The following is an 18603-nucleotide window of genomic DNA, read 5'->3' on the forward strand; positions in this document are numbered from 1 at the left end:
TGGCGACGCGCTACCTGCCAAACTACCTGGGATGGCGCTGGATACTCGACGCCAGACGCATCCGCTCACCCGAAACGTTATTGAAAGCAACGCTGGGAGCGTTCCCACATTTGACGGTGACATAGCCTTTTATGTTGCCCGGCGCATTTACTTCTTCGACACCTTCTGGCGCGACAGCTTGCGCAGCTTGGCTTGCTCGAAGCGCGCGTGCTGCTCCGGCGTCTCCAGCACCAGCGGCGGCACGGCCACCGGCTTGCGGTTGGCATCCACGGCCACCATCGTGAAATAGCAGCTGTTGGCATGGCGTACCAGGCGCTGCTGGATATTTTCCGTCACCACGCGAATGCCCACTTCCATCGACGTCGTGCCCGTGTAATTGATCGAGGCGAGAAACGTCACCAGCTCGCCCACGTGAATCGGCTGCAGGAACATCACCTGGTCCACCGACAGGGTCACCACATAGCTGCCCGAATAACGGCTGGCACAGGCATAGGCGACGCTGTCGAGGTATTTCAGGATGGTGCCACCGTGCACGTTACCGGAAAAATTGGCCATATCGGGCGTCATCAAGACCGTCATCGTCAGTTCGTGGGCCGACCAGTTCATCGCGCTGTCCAAAGTGTTCTCCAAGGGGAAATTAAAAGTGAGGGAGGATGTGAAAACCGGCCCCAGGGGCCGGTGGCTGGGACAGCTTGTTACAGTCCCAGGGTATCGATGTCGGCCAGCGAGTCGCGGCCCTTGTCGGAAATGTCGTGACCCTCGCCATCGGCGCGCGCCACGATGTGGGCTTTCTTGCCCAGGAAGTAAGCCACGTCCGACTCCAGCTTGGTCAGCGGATCGGCGGCGACGGCGCGCAGCCCCATGATGCAGCGGCGCAGGAACAGCAGTTGTTGTGCTTTCTCGGTGATGGACAGACGGCCATCGCGGGCATAGCTGAGCAGCTTCAGGCCGGACAGGCGCTTGGCATTGCGGGCAACGCAAGCGCTGGGGCGCTCGGTCTTGATGCCGCGTGCAACTTGCTCCAGCGCGTCATATTCATCGGTTGTTAATTTCTCGTTCTTCATTACTTTTCCATAAAAGGCCAGGTGTTCGGCCCCCATGGTACGCGCCCCGCTGCGCATCGGCAACAGGCAACGTGAATCTACCACCGCCCGCCATGCCGCCAAGCGGCGGAAAGACGGGCGTGATGACCGTTACTTGTAGCTGCGCAGCAGCAGCCATGCCAGGCCGCAACCGGCCACGGCGCCCGCCAGGGCCAGCGCCACGAGGTTTTTGCTGGTGATCACAGGGCGCCGGCCCAGGTAGATTTTGTTATGCAAGGAATTGCCCATGATGGTCTCCTGTACAAGAATTTTTATGATGTCTCATTATAAGAACAGAATCGTGACGGCCGCATGACACTCGACAGTTAGCGTTTGATTTGTATCCACTCGGCAACATTTATTGGCGTTTTTGTTGTTTAAATGGCGTGGCATTGACGCTCATGGCGCAGTCCATTTCCGATTGGAAATAATCATGGCGCGCATCACCCCGCCCCCCCCCCCCGCCGGAACGGAAGCGTCCTGCGCCATGGCGGCGGGCCGCGCACTACGACCCCGTCAATGCATTTTCACGGGCGGTGGCGGCGGCGTCGGCTCCTCGACCGGCACGGGCTCGATGTGCGGCGGCTGCTCTGGCGGCGGCGTGAGGGGATCGCCTTCCGGCGGTGGCGGCATATCGGGTTCGGGCGTGCTGTGCGCACGCAGCGGGGCAAGACGGAATTGTGGCTGCATGGTGGCCTCCTTTGCCCCACTGTAGCCGATGCGGCCAAATCCTGGCGCCCGCCAGTGGCACGCCGAGGGGAACCAAACAGCGTGGCGCCACTCCAACTTGCCAGGTATCTCCTCCTGCGAGTGCAAGCGATCCCATGGCGCGCAAGAAAATCCTCTTTATGGCCGAGGCAGTGACCCTGGCCCATGTCGGCCGCCCCCTGAGCTTGGCCCAGGGCCTGGACGAGGAAGAATATGAGGTGCATTTTGCCTGCGCCGATGGCTACGACTTCTGTTTCAAGCAAGCCACCTTCCGGCGCTGGCGCATCGACAGTATTTCATCGCTGCAATTCCTGCAGGCGCTGGCCCACGGCCGCCCCGTCTACACGGAAAGCACCCTGCACGCGTATGTGGAAGACGATTTGCGCCTGCTCAATGCCGTCCGGCCGGATCTCGTGATCGGCGACTTTCGCCTGTCGCTGTCGGTCAGCGCGCGCCTGCAGCGCATTCCCTACCTTACCGTCAGCAATGCCTACTGGAGTCCCTGGGTGCGCCAGCACTACACGGTGCCCAGCCTGCCCCTGACACGCATGCTGCCGATCTGGCTGGCCCAGCCCCTGTTCCGCCTGATCCGCCCGCTGGCCTTCGCCTCGCACGCCGTGCCGCTGAACCGGGTGCGCCGCCGCCATGGCCTGCCCTCCTTGGGCAGCGACCTGCGGCGCATCTATACGGATGCCGACCGCACCTTGTACGCGGATATTCCGCAACTGTTCCCGCCGCACGGCATGCCGTCCACGCACGACTACCTGGGTGCCATCATCTGGGCGCCGCCGCTCGACTTGCCGGACTGGTGGCAGCGCCCGGAATTGAGCAGCGGACGACCCATCATCTATGTGACACTGGGCAGTTCCGGCCAGGGGCAATTGCTGCCGCGCGTGCTGCGCGCGCTGGCGCCCCTGCCCGTCACCGTACTGGCGGCCACGGCCTGCACCATCCGCGTCGACGCCGTGCCGCCGAACGCCTACGTCGCGCCCTTTTTGCCCGGCGACGCGGCCGCCCGGCGCGCCAGCCTGGTGATCTGCAACGGCGGCAGCCCGACCAGCCAGCAGGCGCTGACCGCAGGCGTGCCCGTCATCGGCATCGCCGGCAACCTCGATCAATTCCTCAACATGCACGGCATCGCCGGCGCCGGCGCCGGCCTGCTGCTGCGCGCCGACCGTTTCCAGGAAACCGCCTTGCGCCATGCGGCCACGCGCATGCTCGACGATGGCCAGGCCAGGCTGGCGGCGCGTCAGCTAGCCACGGCCATGCGCGACTATATGCCCGGGCAACGCCTGTTACCGCATATGCACGCCCTGCTGGGGCCGTTGCCACGTGGCGGCCAGCCTTGACGGACGGCGTCGGTTTTTCTTACAGCGCCTGCGGGAACACCTGCATGACGTCAACAAAAGCACGCCAAGTCCTTGATTTCAAAAGACCCTAATGCGTTGGCATGGAAGTCGCTTAAGTCTGGCCATGAGCACCTGCCGACAGGACTCAGGCAACACTTCCAGACTCACTCAACCACGAGGTGAATACAATGAAACTCTCGACACTGAAACTGCTTCCGGCCGCGGCCGCACTGGCCATGTTGTGCGCCGCCGGTAGCGCACAAGCGGGCGCCTACGGCTACGCCTACAACAATATCTTTGGCCTGCAGATCGCCGCCGCCACGGGCTCCATCACCGCCCTGAACAGCACCACGATCTCGCGCGCCACGGCCACCCTGAATGGCGTCAGCGTCATCAATGGCGGCCCCGGCCTGCTCGACTCGCCCCGCGCCGCCGTCGGCGCCGTGACCAAAGGGGAAAACAATTTCACGCAACAAGGCGCCTCGGGCAACTACTCGCGCGGCGATGCGCAGATCGTCAGCACGCAGTTTCCCTCGTTCCCGCCCGGCTCCACCTCCACGCAGGCGGTCAACGTGGCCGAGGCCCACCTGGACGGCCCTGCCGGCACGGCCGACGCGTCCGGCCGCAACGGCTCGACCACGGGATTCTCCGTCAACTTCGTCGTCGGTTCGCCAACGGCTACGCTGAGCTTTGACTTCTTCTCCTCGCCATTCATGCAAGTCTTCCTGCAAAGCACCGTGGGCCAGCTGTCCACCGCCACGGCCAACCTGGTGATGACCATTTCCATCACCGACTCGACCGGTGCGACCGTCTTCAACTGGACGCCCGATGGCGTGCTTGGCTCCGGCATCTTCGGCGGCACGGAGAACGCCGATGCGGCCAACCTGAACACCGGCCTGGCGACCAATTTCCTGACCCGCGGCAACCTGTTTACGTATGATCCCACCGGTTGCGGCACCCCTGGCGGCACCGGCGTGGGCACGGCTTGCGGCGGCAACTTCAACGCCATCAGCAATGCCCTCAGCGCCGGCAACTACACCTTGACCTTGAATGCGGTGGAAAGCGTGGACCTGGTCAAGCAGGCACCGGAACCGGGCACCCTGGCGCTGCTGGGCCTGGGCCTGGCAGGCCTGGGCTATGCGAGCCGCCGGAAGATCGCAGCCTGAACCATGTAACCGGGGGCATTCACAGGCGAGGGAAGTCTCCTCGCCTTTTTTATGCTGCGACACTGTCGGCTTTCCTTACAAGGTGCGCCACCACATGAGGACGTCCATGAAGACTTTCTTTTGCACGCGACTGACGACCGTCGTGCTGACCCTGCTCCTGCTGGCCGGCAGCGGCACTGCCAGCGCGACCGCGTACGGCTATTCCTATATCAATGTCTTTGGCTTGACGATCAGCAACCCCAGCGGCTCCATCAGCCTGATCAACAATATCGACTTGTCGCGCACCACCGCCAGCCTCAATGGAAGCGGCGTGATCCGGGGCGGCAACAACCAAATCGACGCGCCACAGGCGGCACGCGGCGCCGTCAGCAAGGGGCAGAACGATTTTACCCAGCAGGGCTTCGGCGGCGCCTCGTACGCGCGCGGCGACGCGCAGATCATCAGTTCGCAGATCCCCCCCTTCCCCCCCGGCTCGACCAGCACGCACACGGTGAATGCGGCGGAAGTCTTCCTGTCTGGCGCGGGCAGCGCCGATGCGTCGGGGCGCAATGCTTCCAGCACCGCCCTGGCCATCAACATCGTTGTCGGAGAACCTGGCGCGACCTTCGCGTTCGACTTCCAGGCCGTCCCGTACATGCAGCTGTATCTGGACGCCCTGGCCGGCACCGGCTCGTCCGCCACCTCGAATGTGGGGCTGAGCTTTACCCTCATCGATGCAAATGGGCAAATCGCCTTCAGCTGGGCGCCCGATGGCACGCTCGGCTCCGGCATCGTGGGCGGCACCGAACTGGCCGACGGCGCCAATCTGAATGCCAGCTACGCGCAAACCCCGCTCACCAGCGGCAAGCTCCTCACCTACGACCCCACCGGCTGCGGCGCCCCCACGGGCAAGGGTACCGGCACGGACTGCGGCAGCCAGTTCAGCGCCATCACCGACAATCTGGCGGCAGGCAACTACACACTGGTCTTGAACATGATCAATAGCAGCGAACTGGCCTACGTGCCATCGAGCACGCCCATGTCATCGCCAGGCACGCTGGCCCTGATGGCGGCGGGATTGGCCGCCGTGGCCAGCATGCGGCCACGGCGGCGCGCAAAGCCGTAAAGCCAGGCTTAGTTCATCACGCCTTGCTCGCCCACAGGCGGCGCCACGATCAACTCCCGTAGCGGCCGGCGCAAGGAGCGCGCACTGGCCGCGGGGCCGGCGCCTATGCGGCCGAAAAACACGGCCTGATCAAATGCCGCCGCGCCCAGCACGGCCTGGCATTGCCCCGCCAGCTCCTGCGCCATTTCCTGCATGCCATCGGTGCGCGAAAACGTGCGCCGTTCGCGCACATAGCGGGCAAAGATCAGCGGTGTCAGTTCCGGCTGCAATTGCAGGCCCAGCTGCGTGGCCGTCAGCCAGAAGCGCTGCATGGCACGGCCGGCCGCCACGTAATCATCGATGTGACGGGCCGGCGCCTCGGCCAGCAAGGCGAAATGCGCGCCGCAGGACAGACCGGGCAGCAAGTCCATCTGCAGGCGCGGCGCCAGCGTGCCAGCCAGCCAGGTATTGAAGAAATCCACGCGGCGCCAGCTTTGCATGATCCAGCGCATCAGCCGCGCCGTCATCGGATCCACGCCCAGCGCCTGGTCCGGGATGCGGTCGGCGCTGAAGCGCGCGCCCCACTCGATCACGTCGCGGTGCACCTTGTGCGCTTCGGGCATGGTCAGGCGCAGCTTCGCATTGTCGAACATCAGGCGAGCGCAAGCCAGGCGCGCGCGCGCGCCCTCGAACCACTGCACGTCGTAACCGGGCGGCAAGCTGGCCGCCAGCGCCGCCTTTTCGCTGGCGCGCAGGCTGCGCGTGCTGAGCCGGCGCCGCTGCACGCTGCGCTGCGGCAAGAAAACGGCCAGCGGATCGGGCAGCATGCCGGGGCTGTCGACCAGGCGCACGTCGAAGGTGGGCAGGGTGTCGGGCATGGACAGGCGCCGGCGCGCTTCCATGCGCAAGCCGTGACAGCTGGCCGCCAGCGCCATGCTTTCGAGCAAAGCGCCCAGCGACAGCTGGCTGGGATGGCCGTCCAGGTCGTACACGCAATGACTGCGCGTATCGAAGCCATGCACGACCACGTGCCGCTGGTCCACGATTTCAAAGCGCCACGGCTGCGTATTGTCGCCGCTGGGCGCCCAGCGCGCCTGCTCGAGAATGTTTTCCAGCACGGGATCGATCTGCGGTGCTTGCGCCATTTATGCCCCCTGCGCCGCACGGCGCCGCTTGATGATGGCCATCGTCAGGCGCTGCAGCGGATGACGGTTACCACCGGGACGCCAGGTATGCACGAGCTTGTTGCGGTAGGCGTCGAAATGCATGCCGTGCGGCGCCGCCATCACCTTGCCGCGTTTTAACAATATCTTCAAGGCTTCCGTGGCGGCCGCGCCCGCGCACAACTGGCAGCCCATGATGGTCGACGGCCCGCGCCGCTCCTTCAGGTTGATGGCGGACGGGTCGACCAGGTAGGGGGCATGCAGTCCGGCCGGCGCCAGTCCGACGAGAAAACGCAGGGCTTTTTCTTCCTCGGGCAAGTCGCCCCAGCCAAAATACGCTTCGAACGTCATGCCGCCCGGCAGGAAGCTGAGCACGGCCGTGCCCATGCCCAGCGGCGCAGCCGTGATGGCGGGGATGCCCAGGCGCGCGCAGGTGGCGAAGGTGGCCTGGCGCGCGGGAAAGGCGAAGAAATCCAGGCCGTCCACGTACAGGTCGACGCCGGAAAAAAACTCGGCCAGGTTGCTGTCGTGTATGCCGTCAGTAAATTGTTTAATCTCAAGTTCGGGATTGATATCACGCGCCATCTGCGCCAATACCGCCACCTTGGGCTGGCCCAGCGTGGACACCATGGCGCCGGCCTGGCGGTTGAAGTTGGCGATATCGAAGGTGTCGAAATCGGCGATGTGAAAGGCGCCGATGCCCAACCGGGCCAGGGTCAGCAAGTGCACGCCGCCCACGCCCCCCATGCCGGCGATGGCCACGCGCCTGCCACGCAGGCTATCCTGCTCCGCCTGCGTGACCCAGCCCAGGTTGCGGGCGAACGCCGCGTGATAGGAAAAACCGTCTGTCATGTTCACCTCTTCCGTGCGTCCGTTCAGGACCAAGAAGGGTTTGACAGACGGTCAGGCGATAAGTTCCCGCGGTGACGAAAACTTAGCGCGCCAGGCGGCGCTGCGCTGCCGGTGCCGGCGCCGTGCGCGTCACGCCCGCCACCGCGCCCACCTTGAACACGCTGACGATCTGCGCCAGCCCGGCCGCCTGTTCGTTCATGGCTTGCGCCGCCGCCGAGGCTTGCTCGACGAGGGCCGAGTTCTGCTGCGTCATGTTGTCCATCTCGACGATGGCCTGGTTGATCTGCTCGATGCCGGCGCTCTGCTCGGCGCTGGCCGAGGAAATCTCGGCCACGATATCGGTCACATGCTGCACGCTGGAGACGACCTTTTCCATCGTCTCGCCCGCCAGCGCCACCAGCTTCTCGCCGGCGCCCACTTGCTCGGCGGAACTGTCGATCAATTGCTTGATCTCTTTCGCGGCGGCGGCCGAGCGCTGCGCCAGGTTGCGTACCTCGCTGGCCACGACGGCGAAGCCGCGGCCCTGCTCGCCCGCGCGCGCCGCTTCCACGGCCGCGTTCAAGGCCAGGATATTCGTCTGGAAAGCGATGCCGTCGATGACGGCGATGATGTCGCCGATCTTTTTAGACGAAGCATTGATGGCGCCCATGGTGTCGACCACCTGGCTCACCACGCCGCCCGCCTGCGTCGCCACTTGCGAAGCAGAAATGGCCAGCTGGTTGGCCTGGCGCGCATTGTCCGCATTCTGGCGCACCGTCGAGGTCATCTCCTCCATGGTCGACGCCGTCTCTTCCAGCGATCCCGCCTGCTGCTCCGTGCGCGCCGACAAATCATGGTTGCCCGAGGCGATCTCGCCCGACGCCGTGGAGATCGATTCCGCATCGTTGCGCACCTGGCTCACCAGATGGGCCAGGTTGTCGCGCATGGCCTTGATCGCCATCAGCAAACTGGACGTATCGCCGGGGCGGGTGTCGATGTGCGTGGTCAGGTCGCCCTGGGCGATCTGCGCCACGATGGCCGCTGCATAGTCGGGTTCGCCACCAAGCTGGCCCAGGATGCGCCGCAGCATCAAGGCCGCCAGGCCGCCCACCACCAGCATCAGCGCGCCGCCGATGGCCAGCAGCACTCCCGCCTGGGCCCAGAACTTGTGGTTGATGTCATCGATGTAGGTGCCTGTGCCGATCAGCCAGTCCCACGGCGCAAATTTCACCACGGCATACATCTTCGCCACGGGGTCTTTCACGCCGGGACGCGTGCCGTCCGCCTGCACCAGGCCGATGCGGCTGGTGGCCAGGGCCGCGCGGTAGCGGTCACCCGACTGCTTCATGTTCTTTTGCGGCACGCCGATGCGCGAGGCATTCGGATGCACGTACAGCAAGTCGGTGCTGAAATCGCGCACAAAATAATACATCTCGTCCTTGACGAAGCTGCCGATGGCCAGCTTGGCCTGCTGCTGCGCTTGCTCACGCGTGAGCTTGCCCGACTGTTCCAGCGCATACGCCTTTTCCACCGAAGCATTGGCCAATTCCACCAGCACCGTCAATTGCTCGACCCTTTCCGCCATCATGGTCTGGCGCAAGGAATACAGGGAGAACGACGCGATGAGGACGATGCCCAGCAAGGTGCTGAAACACAGGAGGAGAATGCGCGAACGGAGAGTCATGGGAGCCTGGGTAGAAAATAAAGCGTGGAATTATAAACAATTTCCATATGGAAATCTTTTCAGAAAAGCAAAGCGGGCGGCGCTACCAGGCTGATGCCCGGCAGGCACCGCCCGCTTTGTTATTGCTCGCTCGTTACTGGAGCTTTACGCCAAGGCTTCCTTGGCCGCCTCTTCCGGCGTCAAGCCGTCGTAGAACTGGTCGGTGAACCACTCGACCTGCTCTTCGATATGGTCCTGGGCCTGCGCCACGGTGGCGCCACCGGCCACGAGGAAGCCTTCGACCTCGATACACCAGTTGATCAATTCCAGGGTTTCCGGATCGAGTTCTTCTTTCTTAGCCATCGTATTTCCTTGCCTGTTAAATTGCGATATCACATCAATCAGCGCCAGTTTAACAGCTTCGCCACCTTGCCGCCCCTGCAGTTCAACAATGAAGATTACTTGGCTGCAACGTTTTTGCGTTCCGGATACAACACCACCTGCACGTAATTATGCATGTCCAGGTAGCGCTGGGCCGCCAGTTTGACGGCTTGCGGCGTGATGGCGCGCACGCGCTGCTCGTAGCGCAGGATATGTGCGGGGTCGCGTCCCTGGGTCACCGAACCCATCAGCTGGTTCATCCAGTAATTATTTTCCCGCAAGGATTTCTGCTGGCGCGTGATCCAGTTCAGCTTGACCTTTTCCAGGTCGGCCGCGGACGGTCCGTCCGTCTTCATCTTGTTGATTTCGGCAAAGGCGGCGGCGATGACCTTGTCCACGTTTTCCGGTCCCGTCGGCAAGTTCAGCGCCACCGAATAATGGCCGTACGGGTGCTGGCCCATCGAGGTTTCAAAGCCGCCGCCATAGATCATGCTCATCTTTTCGCGCAGCACTTCGATGACTTTCAGGTTCAGCACTTCGCCCAGCGCCTGCAGGGTCAGCTTTTGCTCGTCCGAGTACGCCACGTCGCCATTGAAGGTGATGGAAATCGTGCTTTTGGGCTCGCTGCCCATGTAGATATCCTTCTTGACCACGCCCGTCACCGGGCGCATGCCCACGTCGCGGTAGGCGTGCGCCACCTCGGCCACGGGCAAGGTGCCCAGGTAGCTGGCGATCAGCGGCTTGATCTTGTCGAGCTCGAAGCTGCCCGCGAAGATGAAGGTCATGTCGCGCGCGCTGGAAAAGCGCTGGCGGAAGATGTCCAGCGAGCGGTCCAGGCCCACCTTGTCGAAGTCGGCCACGCGCGGCACGCCATCGACGCGCGGGTTGTCGCCGTACATGGCATGCTGGATGGCGTCGTAAAACACGGCTTCCGGCTGCGCCATGCTGTTTTTCGCCAGGTCCTGCTGCTTGCCGATGAAGGACTGGTACAGGCCCGCATCCTTGCGCACGTCGTGGAAATACAGGGTCACGAGTTGCAGCATGGCTTCCACGTCGGCGCTGCTGGCCGAGCCGCCAAAGCCTTCGCTCAGTTCGCCCAGCGAGGCGCCCACGTTGACCGTCTTGCCGGCCAACACTTTTTGCAAGTCCAGCGGCGCCAGGTCTTTCAAGCCCATGCTGCCGACCACGGCGCTGGCATAGCGGGCGTTGTAGATGTCGGCGTCGCCGAACAGCGACTGGCCGCCGAAGCGCGTCGAACCCATCAGCACCTGGTCATTCTTGAAGTCCGTGGGTTTGAGCAGCACGCGCACGCCATTGCCCAGGGTCAGCTCCGTCACGCCGATGGCGCTGTTCAGCTTTTCCGAGACGATGCCGCCGCCGGCTGGCGGGCCATCCATCAGCTTGCTGGCTAGGACTTTTTCCGTGCGCGGCTCGACCTTCTGCCGCTCCGCTTGCGCCACCGCGTCGAGCAATTGCTGCTGCGTCGGCACGCTGGCGCCCGCTTTCGGCTCGGCGCCCATGAAGACCACCAGTTTCTTTTGCTGGTCGGGAATCACCTTGGCCACCGTCTCGTTGACTTCCTGCAGCGTTACCTGCGGCAAGAGTTCCTGCGCGTACAGCAATTCATTGGCGATGCCGGGGACGGCTTCCTGCTCCAGGAAGTTGCGCGAATACTCGGCCACGAAACCGGCCGAATCGGACTTGTCGCGCTCGCTGTACGCGCGCTCGTAATTGCGCAGCATGTTCTTGCGCGCGCGGTCCAGCTCATCCTGGCTGAAACCGAAGCGGCGCGCCCGCTCGTCTTCTTGCACCAGCGCATCGACGGCCGGCTGCACGCCGCCCTTGCCCAGCAAGGCATACGCGCTGAACGACTCATAGCCGCGCACCAGCTTGCCCATGCTGCTGCCGCCCTGGATGAAAGGCGGGTTGGCCTGCTGCGTCAATTCCTGCATGCGCGCGCTGAGCATTTGCCCATACAGGTTTTCGATCATCTGGCGCCGGTAGTCGGCAATGGTGACGGGCTCCTGCGCGACGCGGATCGGGTAGCGGATGAAGACCGTGTCGTCCGGCGCTTCCTTGTCCGTGATCACCAGCGCTTCCGTTTGCGAACGCTGCGGCACTTCCGCATACAGGCGCGGACGCGGCTTCGCGGGGTTCTTCAGCTTGCCGAAATGCTGGCGAATCAGCTTTTCAGCCTGGCTCGGCTCCACGTCGCCCACCACCACGACGGCCATCAGGTCGGGACGGTACCAATCCTTGTAGAAACGCTTGATGGCTTCCGGCTTGAAGGTTTTCAGCACGGATTCCTTGCCGATCGGCATGCGCTCCGCATAGCGCGAACCGTTCAGCAGCTTCGGATACAGGACCTTGTTCATGCGGTCGCTGGCGCCCTTGCCCAGGCGCGCCTCTTCCAGCACGATGCCGCGCTCGCTGTTGATGTCGGCCGGATTGAACTTCAAGCCATGCGCCCAGTCTTCCAGCACGAGAAAACCCTTTTCCAGGTTTTCCTTCTTGTTCGTCGGAATCGGCAGCACGTAGACGGTTTCATCGAAACTCGTGTAGGCATTCAAGTCGGCGCCGAACTTCACGCCGATCGATTGCAAGTAGGAAATAAGTTCATTGCGCTTGAAATGCGTGGAGCCATTGAAGGCCATGTGTTCCGTGAAATGCGCCAGGCCTTGCTGGTCGTCATCTTCCAGGATGGAACCGGCTTTCACCACCAGGCGCAATTCCACTTTTTGCGCGGGACGGGCATTTTTCTTGATGTAATAGGTCAGGCCATTCGGCAGTTTTCCGACGGTAACTTCTGGTGCCAACGGCAGGGGATCGCTCAAACGGATTTCCGCCTGTGCCAGGCAGGCGCACGCCAGCAGGACGGCGCCCGAGATCAGGCGTAATTTACTCAGCTTCATGTATTCTCAACGGTAAGATTCAGTAGGCGTACCTTACACTGAAATCGTGTTTCCGCCATTAAAAACAGCTTAGGAAAAATTGCTTTTCCCAGGCAACTTTGCCGAATGACAAACTCAACAGTGCCCTGCCATCTTTTGTCAGTTGTGCTAAAGTATTGCCGCCGGTCATGTGGACCGGCACAACAACGTCTTCGGGGCGGGGTGCGATTCCCCACCGGCGGTAAGACCGGCAACGGTCAAGCCCGCGAGCGCTTGTCAGGTTCCGCCTGGTGAGGTCAGCAGATCTGGTGTGACTCCAGAGCCGACGGTATAGTCCGGATGAAAGAAGATGTGCAGTAGTGTGATGTCCCATCGCCACGGCGATGCGGCCAGTTGCGTCTATTCGCTTGCCCTGCAGCGTTTTTCGCCTATGCGAGGAGCGTTTCACCATGTTAGTCAACAGCTATACCCTGCTTTCCAACGACCTGGAAGGTCGCATCCAATCCGCCCTGGCCGCCATGCGCGCCGGCATCCCCGTCATCCTGCTCGACGATTTCGACCGTGAAAACGAAGCCGACCTGATTCTGTCTGCCGAAAAATTGACGAACGAAACCATGGCTTTGCTGATCCGCGAATGCAGCGGCATCGTCTGCCTGTGCCTGCCGACGGACGTCGTCAGCGCGCTGGAATTGCCGCCCATGTCGTCCGACAATGGCAGCCGCTACGGCACGCCGTTCACCGTCTCCATCGAGGCGCGCGACGGCGTCACGACGGGCGTGTCGGCCGCCGACCGCGTGACCACCATCCGCGCCGCCATCGCGCCGAATGCCAAGCCGGCCGACCTGGTGCGCCCCGGCCACGTGTTCCCCCTGCGCGCCGCGCCCGGCGGCGTGCTCGAGCGCCGTGGCCACACGGAAGGCTCCGTCGACCTGTCGCGCATGGCGGGCCTGAACCCGGCCGCCGTGCTGTGCGAGCTGATGAACCCGGACGGCACCATGATGCGTGGCGACGATATCGAGCGCTTCGCCGAGCTGCACGGCATGCCCATTCTGACCATCGAAGAACTGGTGGAATGGCGCAGCACGCGCGAACAGTAAAGCATCAGGCGGCCACGGCCTTCGGCAGATGCACGTGCCGATAGACGAGGCCGGCCGCCAGGCCATACGCGACGGCGATCGTCGCGTAGGCCAGCGGCAAGCGCAGCGACCAGTCCTGCACCATGTGCAGGATGCTGCCGATCAACGCCACGCCCACCAGGGCGCCAATTTGCCGGTTCGCATTCAGGGCTGCCGCCGCGCTGTTCGCATGCTGCTTGCCGGCCACCCGCATCACGGTGGCCGTCATGGCGGGAATGGCGATGCCGATGGCCACGTTCATGACGGCCGTGCCCAGCGCCAACAAACCATATGGCGTGCCCGGACGCAGCCCCATCAGCAGCAAGGCCATCACGGCGCCCACCAGCAAGCCGGCCAGCATGGGCCAGCGCGTGCCATGACGCGCCGCGATACCGCCCGCCAGGAAATTTCCCACCGTATAGGCCGCCATCATGGGCAGCAGGCGCAAGCCTGACTGCAAGGCGTCGGCGCCGCCCGACTGCTGCAGGAACAGGCTGAGTAAAAAAAGCTGGCCGAAGACGCAGAAATTGATCAGGAAACCCACGCCATTGGCCGCGCCAAAGCTGCTGCTGTGAAACAGCGCGCGCGGCAACAGCGGATGGCTGCCGCTTCGCTCGCGCCGCAGCAATTGCCAGGCCGACAGCAGCGTCAACGCCCCCGCCGCCAGCACGCCCGGCGCCAGCCAGCCCAGCACGGGGCCTTCGATCAAGGTAAAACTCAGGCCCGCCAGCGCCGCCACGCCCAGCGCATGGCTGAACATCGATAAGTCGCGCGGCTGGCGCGCCGGCGCGGCCAGCAGCAGCTGCGCCATGACGATGGCCAGCAGGCCCAGCGGCACATTCACCCAGAACACGCTGCGCCAGCCGAACTGGTGCACGAGGATGCCGCCGATCAAGGGACCGGACGCGCCGGCCACGCCCACCAGTGCCGACCAGGCGCCCAGCATGCGCGTGCGCTCGCGCTCGTCGTCAAAGCTGTGCGTGAGCAGGCTGAGCGAGCTGGGCATGAACAGGGCCGCGCCCGCCCCCTGCAGCAGGCGCGCCGCCGTCAGGAAATGTCCGTCGGGCGCGGCGCCGCACAAAATCGAACCGAGGAGGAAGATAACCAGGCCGCCCTGGTACACGGCTTTCGGGCCGTAGCGGTCGGCCAGCGCGCCGCCGGCCAGCAGCAGCGCGGCAAACGTCAGGGTGTAGCCATCGACCACCCAGACCAGCCCCGTCAGCGGGATATTCAAGTCCAGCGCGATATCGGACAGGGCCACGTTGACGGCCGTGACGTCGAGCATGGCCATGACGAAGCCGAAGGCCAGGGTCAGCAGGATCAAGCCGCTGGCGCGGCGGGGTGTGGTGACAGACATGCTATTCCTTGCAGGGACAGGGGGGGGCAGCCATTATGCGAGCGTTGCATGATGCAGTAAACAGGCATAAAATCGGCACATCGATGCAAAAATGCATCAATATGACGACAAGGAAACACGCCATGGACTGGGCTTATGGACTGGGATAACGCGCGCATATTTCTGGCCATCGGCCGCGCCGGCACCCTGCGCGGCGCGGCGGCCCTGCTGCGCATCGACCAGGCCACCTGCGGGCGCCGCCTGGCCGCGCTGGAAAGCTCGCTGAGCGCCACCCTGTTCCTGCGCACGCCCTCGGGTTACGTGCCCACGCCGGCCGGCGAGCTGGCGCTCACGGCGGCCGAAGCGATGGAGCGGGCGGCCGACAAGCTGCAGCGCGAAATGCAGGGCGTCGACAATCGTTTAAGCGGCCTGGTGCGGGTGGCCACCACCGACACCATGGCCAGCCATTTCGTCATCCGCGCCATGCAGCGGCTGCATGCGGCCCACCCGGACATCCGCATCGTGCTCAACGTGGCACCGGCGCTGGCCAGCCTGACGCGGCGCGAAGCGGACCTGGCCGTGCGCGGCGTGCGCCCCACCGACCCGGACCTGATCTCGCGCCACCTCGTCAAGCGCAGCCTGGGCCTGTACGCGTCAACCAGCTATCTGGCCGAGCGGGGCGAACCCGTGCGCGGCACGGCGCTGGCCGGCCACGACATCGTCATCTACCACCATTCCGTGACGCCGCGCCATGCGGACAAGATCGCCGGCGAATCCGTCGCCAACGCCCGGGTCGCCATGGAAGTGAACTCGGCGGCGATGCTGCAGGAAGCCACGCGCGCGGGCCTGGGCGTGGCCGAGCTGGCCACCCACCTGGGCGACATCGACCCGCAACTGGTGCGCATCTGGCCCGAGCGGGCGGAAACATATGACGTGTGGCTGGTCATGCATGCCGACCTGAACCGTTCTGCCCGCGTGCGCGCGGCGGCCGACGCCATCATCGCCAGCGTGGGCACCGCCAGCGCCGCCTGACAGCCGCGCACAATAGTGCCGAAAAGAAACTTTCTTTTTGATAAGTCTGATAAAATCCGCACCCCGCCGCGCGCAGCCGCCGCCACCCGCCGCGGGATCCCTCAATCCCCCTGGAGAATTTTTATGCTTATCTGGCAAGGCTTCGGCATACTCGCCCCCCTGATCTGTTTTATCGTCGTACTGGCCGCGCAGGCGCTGTTTGGCGCCACCCTGGGCGAGGCCTACACGAAGAGCCACGCGTGGCCCCTGGCCCTGGCCTTCCTGCTGGCAGCGGCCGCCAGCTGGTATGCGGGCGTGCGCCTGAACAACGCGCCCGGACGCGAACTGATCGACCCCGCCACGCAGGAAAGAGTGATCCTGCGCAAGCGCCACACCCTGTTCTGGATTCCGATGCAATACATCGCCGTGCTGATGGTCGCGATGGCCGGCTTCGCCTTGTTCGAATAAGCGCCAGGCGCGCACGCCTGACGTGCCGGGCGGGCGGGCTGATGTTAAGATGCCATGATGACCCTATCCGTCTCCCTCATCATCAGCCTGCGCCGCCTGCACCGGGCCACCATGGCCTGGCTGGTCAGCTGGTGGCGCATGCTGCATTTCGCCATCCTCGTGTTTTCGCTGGCCCTGTCGCCATCGAGCTATAACCGCGACAACCGCCCCATCCTCGCGCACCGCCTGGTGACGAACACGGCGCCGAACCTCGTCTGGTTCAGCGTCGCCTGCGCGCTGGTCAGCCTGGTGCTCATCCGCATTGTCGTCGTCAGCGCGCAAAGCTACGGCCTGTCACGCTATGCGCTGGAAATGGTGGTGCGCGTGCTGGTGCTGGAACTGATACCGCTGACGGCCGCCCTGTTCGTCGCCCTGCGCCTGACCTTGCCCGACGGCATCGCGTTCGCGCAAATGCGCTCTTCCGGCATGCTCGACACCATGCAGCGCCAGGGCGTCGACCTGCTGCGCCGCGAATACTTTCCACGCGTCATGTCCGGCATCTTCGCCGTGTGGATGCTGGCCATCGTCAGCTGCGTCACCTCGCTGATCCTCGCCTACCTCACCATCTACGGTTTTACGCCGTGGGCGCTGCAGGGCTATACGCGCGTGGTCGGGCAGATCTTCAATCCCGCCGTGGCCCTGATCCTGATGCTCAAGGTGATCTTCTTCAGCTTTGCCGTGGCCCTGATCCCGCTCGCTTCCTCCTACTATCCCGAAGAGCCGCATGGCCGCCGCAACCGCCTGTGGGCCGCGCACGGCCTGTCCGAAATGCTGCGCCTGTTTTCCGTCATCCTGCTGATCGAAGTGGCTTCGCTGATGGGCAATTACTACTGACGCCCCGCCCGCCACCGCCAGCGATCCCCGAACCACCCATACGAGAGCCAGTATCCATGAGCCAGAGCCAGCCCCCCAATCCCGACCAGGTCGACGTCACGGCGCCCGCCGGTCTCGCGCAAGATGCCGTCCTTCCCGCCCCGCCGCCCGTGCGCCACGCCGAACTGAAGGCGGCCATCCTGCTCGTCTTCATGTTCGTGCTGGTGGTCGGCTCCGTCGTCTACCTGATGTATGCGCGCGGCGCCTTCGAAGCCACGCAGACGCTGGTGCTGACGGCCGACGATTCGGACGGCGTCGGCGTGGGCGCCGACCTGACCTTTTCCGGCTTTCCCATCGGCCGCGTGCAGCGCATCGAGCTGGCGCCCGACGGCCGCGCGCGCGTGATCATCGACGTGCCGCGCAAGGATGCGCACTGGCTGCGCAGCAGCTCCATCTTCACCCTGGAACGGGGCATCGTCGGCGGCGCCAAGCTGCGCGCCTACAGCGGCATCCTGACGGACCCGCCGCTGCCCGACGACGCCACGCGCGACTTGCTGGTGGGCGACATGGCGGCGGAAATCCCCCGCCTGCTGGCCGCCGCCAAGGATTTGCTGAACAACGTGGCCAGCCTGACGGGCAGCGATTCCGCGCTCGACGGCACCCTGCGCAATGTGCAGGCCGTCACCGGCAAGCTGAGCGGCCCGGGCGGCGCCATGGGCTTGCTGACGGGCGACGACAAGCAGTCGCGCCTGCTGGTCGAGCGGGCCAACACCCTGCTGGTCACGGCCGACCAGCTGGCGCGCCGCACGGATGGCCTGGTGGCCAACGCCGACACGCGCGTCTTTGGCGACAAGGGCGTGATGACGGATGCGCAGGCCACCATCGTGCAGCTGAACGCCCTGCTGGCCGACACGCGCGCCAGCCTGAAAAAAGTCGACGCCGTGCTGGTCGAGGCGCAAGCCGTGGGCGCCAACGCCAGGGCCGCGACGGCCGACCTGGGGCCGCTGCGCGCCGACGTGGAAAGCAATCTGCGCAAGGTCGAGCAGCTGGTCAATGACATCAACCGCAAATGGCCGTTCAAGCGCAATCCGGAGATCAAACTGCCATGACCCTATCCCGCCCCGCCATCGCCGCCCTGCTGTGCACCTTGCTGGCCGCCTGTGCCAGCGGCCCGCCCGTGCCGGACTGGAAAATGAATGCGCAAAGTTCCATCGAACGGTTTCAAGCGGCGTATTTGAATGGCAAGACCCTGGTCGAGCAGACGGAATTCCGGCGCGCCCGCAGCCAGGTGGCCGGCACGGGCAAGCTAGAGCTGGTGGCGCGCATCGAACTGCTGCGCTGCGCCGCGCGCGTGGCCAGCCTGGCCTTCGAGGACTGCGCCGGCTTTGACGCGCTGCAAGCCGATGCGACCGCCGCCGACCGCGCGTATGCGGCCTGGCTGGCCGGCAAGGGGCAGGCGGCCGACGTCGCCCTGCTGCCCGAAGCGCAGCGGGCGGCCGCCGG

The 18603-nt window shown here is 64.5% G+C and carries 18 protein-coding genes, 2 pseudogenes and 1 riboswitch; of the genes and pseudogenes, 10 read left to right on the top strand and 10 right to left on the bottom strand.

Annotated features, from left to right (window positions below):
- Positions 1–125, top strand: a pseudogene (locus GCN78_RS28320) (IS1595 family transposase); the annotation flags it as partial.
- A gap of 22 nt (positions 126–147) precedes the next feature.
- Here GCN78_RS28320 and GCN78_RS28325 read toward each other — a convergent pair.
- The 4 genes from GCN78_RS28325 to GCN78_RS29480 form a co-directional block, all read right to left on the bottom strand.
- Positions 148–606, bottom strand: coding sequence for an acyl-CoA thioesterase (locus GCN78_RS28325; RefSeq protein ID WP_034750191.1), 459 nt, complete (start codon positions 604–606; stop codon positions 148–150).
- A gap of 89 nt (positions 607–695) precedes the next feature.
- Positions 696–1064 carry a hypothetical protein gene (locus GCN78_RS28330; protein WP_152254673.1) on the bottom strand — a complete coding sequence of 123 codons (369 nt, stop codon included), beginning with the start codon at positions 1062–1064 and terminating at the stop codon, positions 696–698.
- A gap of 129 nt (positions 1065–1193) precedes the next feature.
- Positions 1194–1331 (bottom strand): hypothetical protein, encoded by a 138-nt coding sequence (locus GCN78_RS29475; protein ID WP_180979422.1) that lies wholly within the window; start codon positions 1329–1331, stop codon positions 1194–1196.
- A gap of 267 nt (positions 1332–1598) precedes the next feature.
- Positions 1599–1772, bottom strand: coding sequence for a hypothetical protein (locus GCN78_RS29480; RefSeq protein ID WP_193316897.1), 174 nt, complete (start codon positions 1770–1772; stop codon positions 1599–1601).
- A gap of 134 nt (positions 1773–1906) precedes the next feature.
- On the opposite strand from GCN78_RS29480, the gene GCN78_RS28335 reads away from it, so the two are divergent.
- The 3 genes from GCN78_RS28335 (at position 1907) to GCN78_RS28345 (ending at position 5410) form a co-directional block, all read left to right on the top strand.
- Positions 1907–3139: a glycosyltransferase gene (locus GCN78_RS28335; protein WP_152254674.1), complete on the top strand. Its 1233-nt coding sequence runs from the start codon at positions 1907–1909 to the stop codon at positions 3137–3139.
- A gap of 188 nt (positions 3140–3327) precedes the next feature.
- A complete protein-coding gene (locus GCN78_RS28340; protein WP_152254675.1) occupies positions 3328–4305 on the top strand; it encodes an EDSAP-1 family PEP-CTERM protein in 978 nt (325 codons plus the stop codon).
- A 106-nt stretch (positions 4306–4411) separates the two neighbouring features.
- Entirely contained in the window at positions 4412–5410 is a 999-nt protein-coding gene (locus GCN78_RS28345; RefSeq protein ID WP_152254676.1) for an EDSAP-1 family PEP-CTERM protein, read from the top strand.
- An 8-nt stretch (positions 5411–5418) separates the two neighbouring features.
- Here the strand turns inward: GCN78_RS28345 and GCN78_RS28350 are convergent, their stop codons facing one another.
- The 5 genes from GCN78_RS28350 to GCN78_RS28370 all read right to left on the bottom strand — a co-directional run bounded on the left by GCN78_RS28350 (position 5419) and on the right by GCN78_RS28370 (position 12339).
- Positions 5419–6534, bottom strand: a complete 1116-nt coding sequence (locus tag GCN78_RS28350) for a nitroreductase family protein (RefSeq protein WP_152254677.1) — start codon at positions 6532–6534, stop codon at positions 5419–5421.
- Positions 6535–7404 (bottom strand): ThiF family adenylyltransferase, encoded by an 870-nt coding sequence (locus tag GCN78_RS28355; RefSeq protein ID WP_152254678.1) that lies wholly within the window; start codon positions 7402–7404, stop codon positions 6535–6537.
- 82 nt (positions 7405–7486) lie between these two features.
- Complete coding sequence (locus tag GCN78_RS28360) at positions 7487–9067, bottom strand: methyl-accepting chemotaxis protein (RefSeq protein ID WP_152254679.1); 1581 nt, start codon at positions 9065–9067, stop codon at positions 7487–7489.
- Positions 9068–9211: 144 nt separating this feature from the next.
- Positions 9212–9409 carry a hypothetical protein gene (locus GCN78_RS28365; protein WP_010399555.1) on the bottom strand — a complete coding sequence of 66 codons (198 nt, stop codon included), beginning with the start codon at positions 9407–9409 and terminating at the stop codon, positions 9212–9214.
- Between the two features lie 95 nt (positions 9410–9504).
- Positions 9505–12339, bottom strand: a complete 2835-nt coding sequence (locus GCN78_RS28370) for a M16 family metallopeptidase (RefSeq protein ID WP_152254680.1) — start codon at positions 12337–12339, stop codon at positions 9505–9507.
- 183 nt (positions 12340–12522) lie between these two features.
- Positions 12523–12673, top strand: a riboswitch (FMN riboswitch).
- A 94-nt stretch (positions 12674–12767) separates the two neighbouring features.
- On the opposite strand from GCN78_RS28370, the gene ribB reads away from it, so the two are divergent.
- The gene (ribB, locus tag GCN78_RS28375; RefSeq protein WP_035820303.1) at positions 12768–13415 is read left to right on the top strand and encodes a 3,4-dihydroxy-2-butanone-4-phosphate synthase; all 648 of its coding nucleotides are present in this window, start codon (positions 12768–12770) and stop codon (positions 13413–13415) included.
- Between the two features lie 4 nt (positions 13416–13419).
- Here the strand turns inward: ribB and GCN78_RS28380 are convergent, their stop codons facing one another.
- On the bottom strand, positions 13420–14790 hold the full coding sequence (locus GCN78_RS28380) for an MFS transporter (RefSeq protein ID WP_152254681.1): 1371 nt from the start codon (positions 14788–14790) through the stop codon (positions 13420–13422).
- Positions 14791–14925: 135 nt separating this feature from the next.
- Between GCN78_RS28380 and GCN78_RS28385 the strand changes: the two genes are divergently transcribed.
- The 5 genes and pseudogenes from GCN78_RS28385 to GCN78_RS28405 form a co-directional block, all read left to right on the top strand.
- A complete protein-coding gene (locus GCN78_RS28385) occupies positions 14926–15801 on the top strand; it encodes a LysR family transcriptional regulator (RefSeq protein ID WP_152254682.1) in 876 nt (291 codons plus the stop codon).
- A gap of 123 nt (positions 15802–15924) precedes the next feature.
- Entirely contained in the window at positions 15925–16248 is a 324-nt protein-coding gene (locus tag GCN78_RS28390) for a hypothetical protein (RefSeq protein ID WP_152254683.1), read from the top strand.
- Between the two features lie 57 nt (positions 16249–16305).
- On the top strand, positions 16306–17121 hold the full coding sequence (locus tag GCN78_RS28395; RefSeq protein WP_152254685.1) for an MlaE family ABC transporter permease: 816 nt from the start codon (positions 16306–16308) through the stop codon (positions 17119–17121).
- A gap of 56 nt (positions 17122–17177) precedes the next feature.
- Positions 17178–18209 carry an MlaD family protein gene (locus GCN78_RS28400; protein WP_152254684.1) on the top strand — a complete coding sequence of 344 codons (1032 nt, stop codon included), beginning with the start codon at positions 17178–17180 and terminating at the stop codon, positions 18207–18209.
- Positions 18206–18603, top strand: a pseudogene (locus tag GCN78_RS28405) (hypothetical protein); the annotation flags it as partial. The gene GCN78_RS28400 and the pseudogene GCN78_RS28405, both read left to right, overlap by 4 nt.

Source organism: Janthinobacterium rivuli (assembly GCF_009208735.1).
Taxonomy (GTDB): domain Bacteria; phylum Pseudomonadota; class Gammaproteobacteria; order Burkholderiales; family Burkholderiaceae_D; genus Janthinobacterium.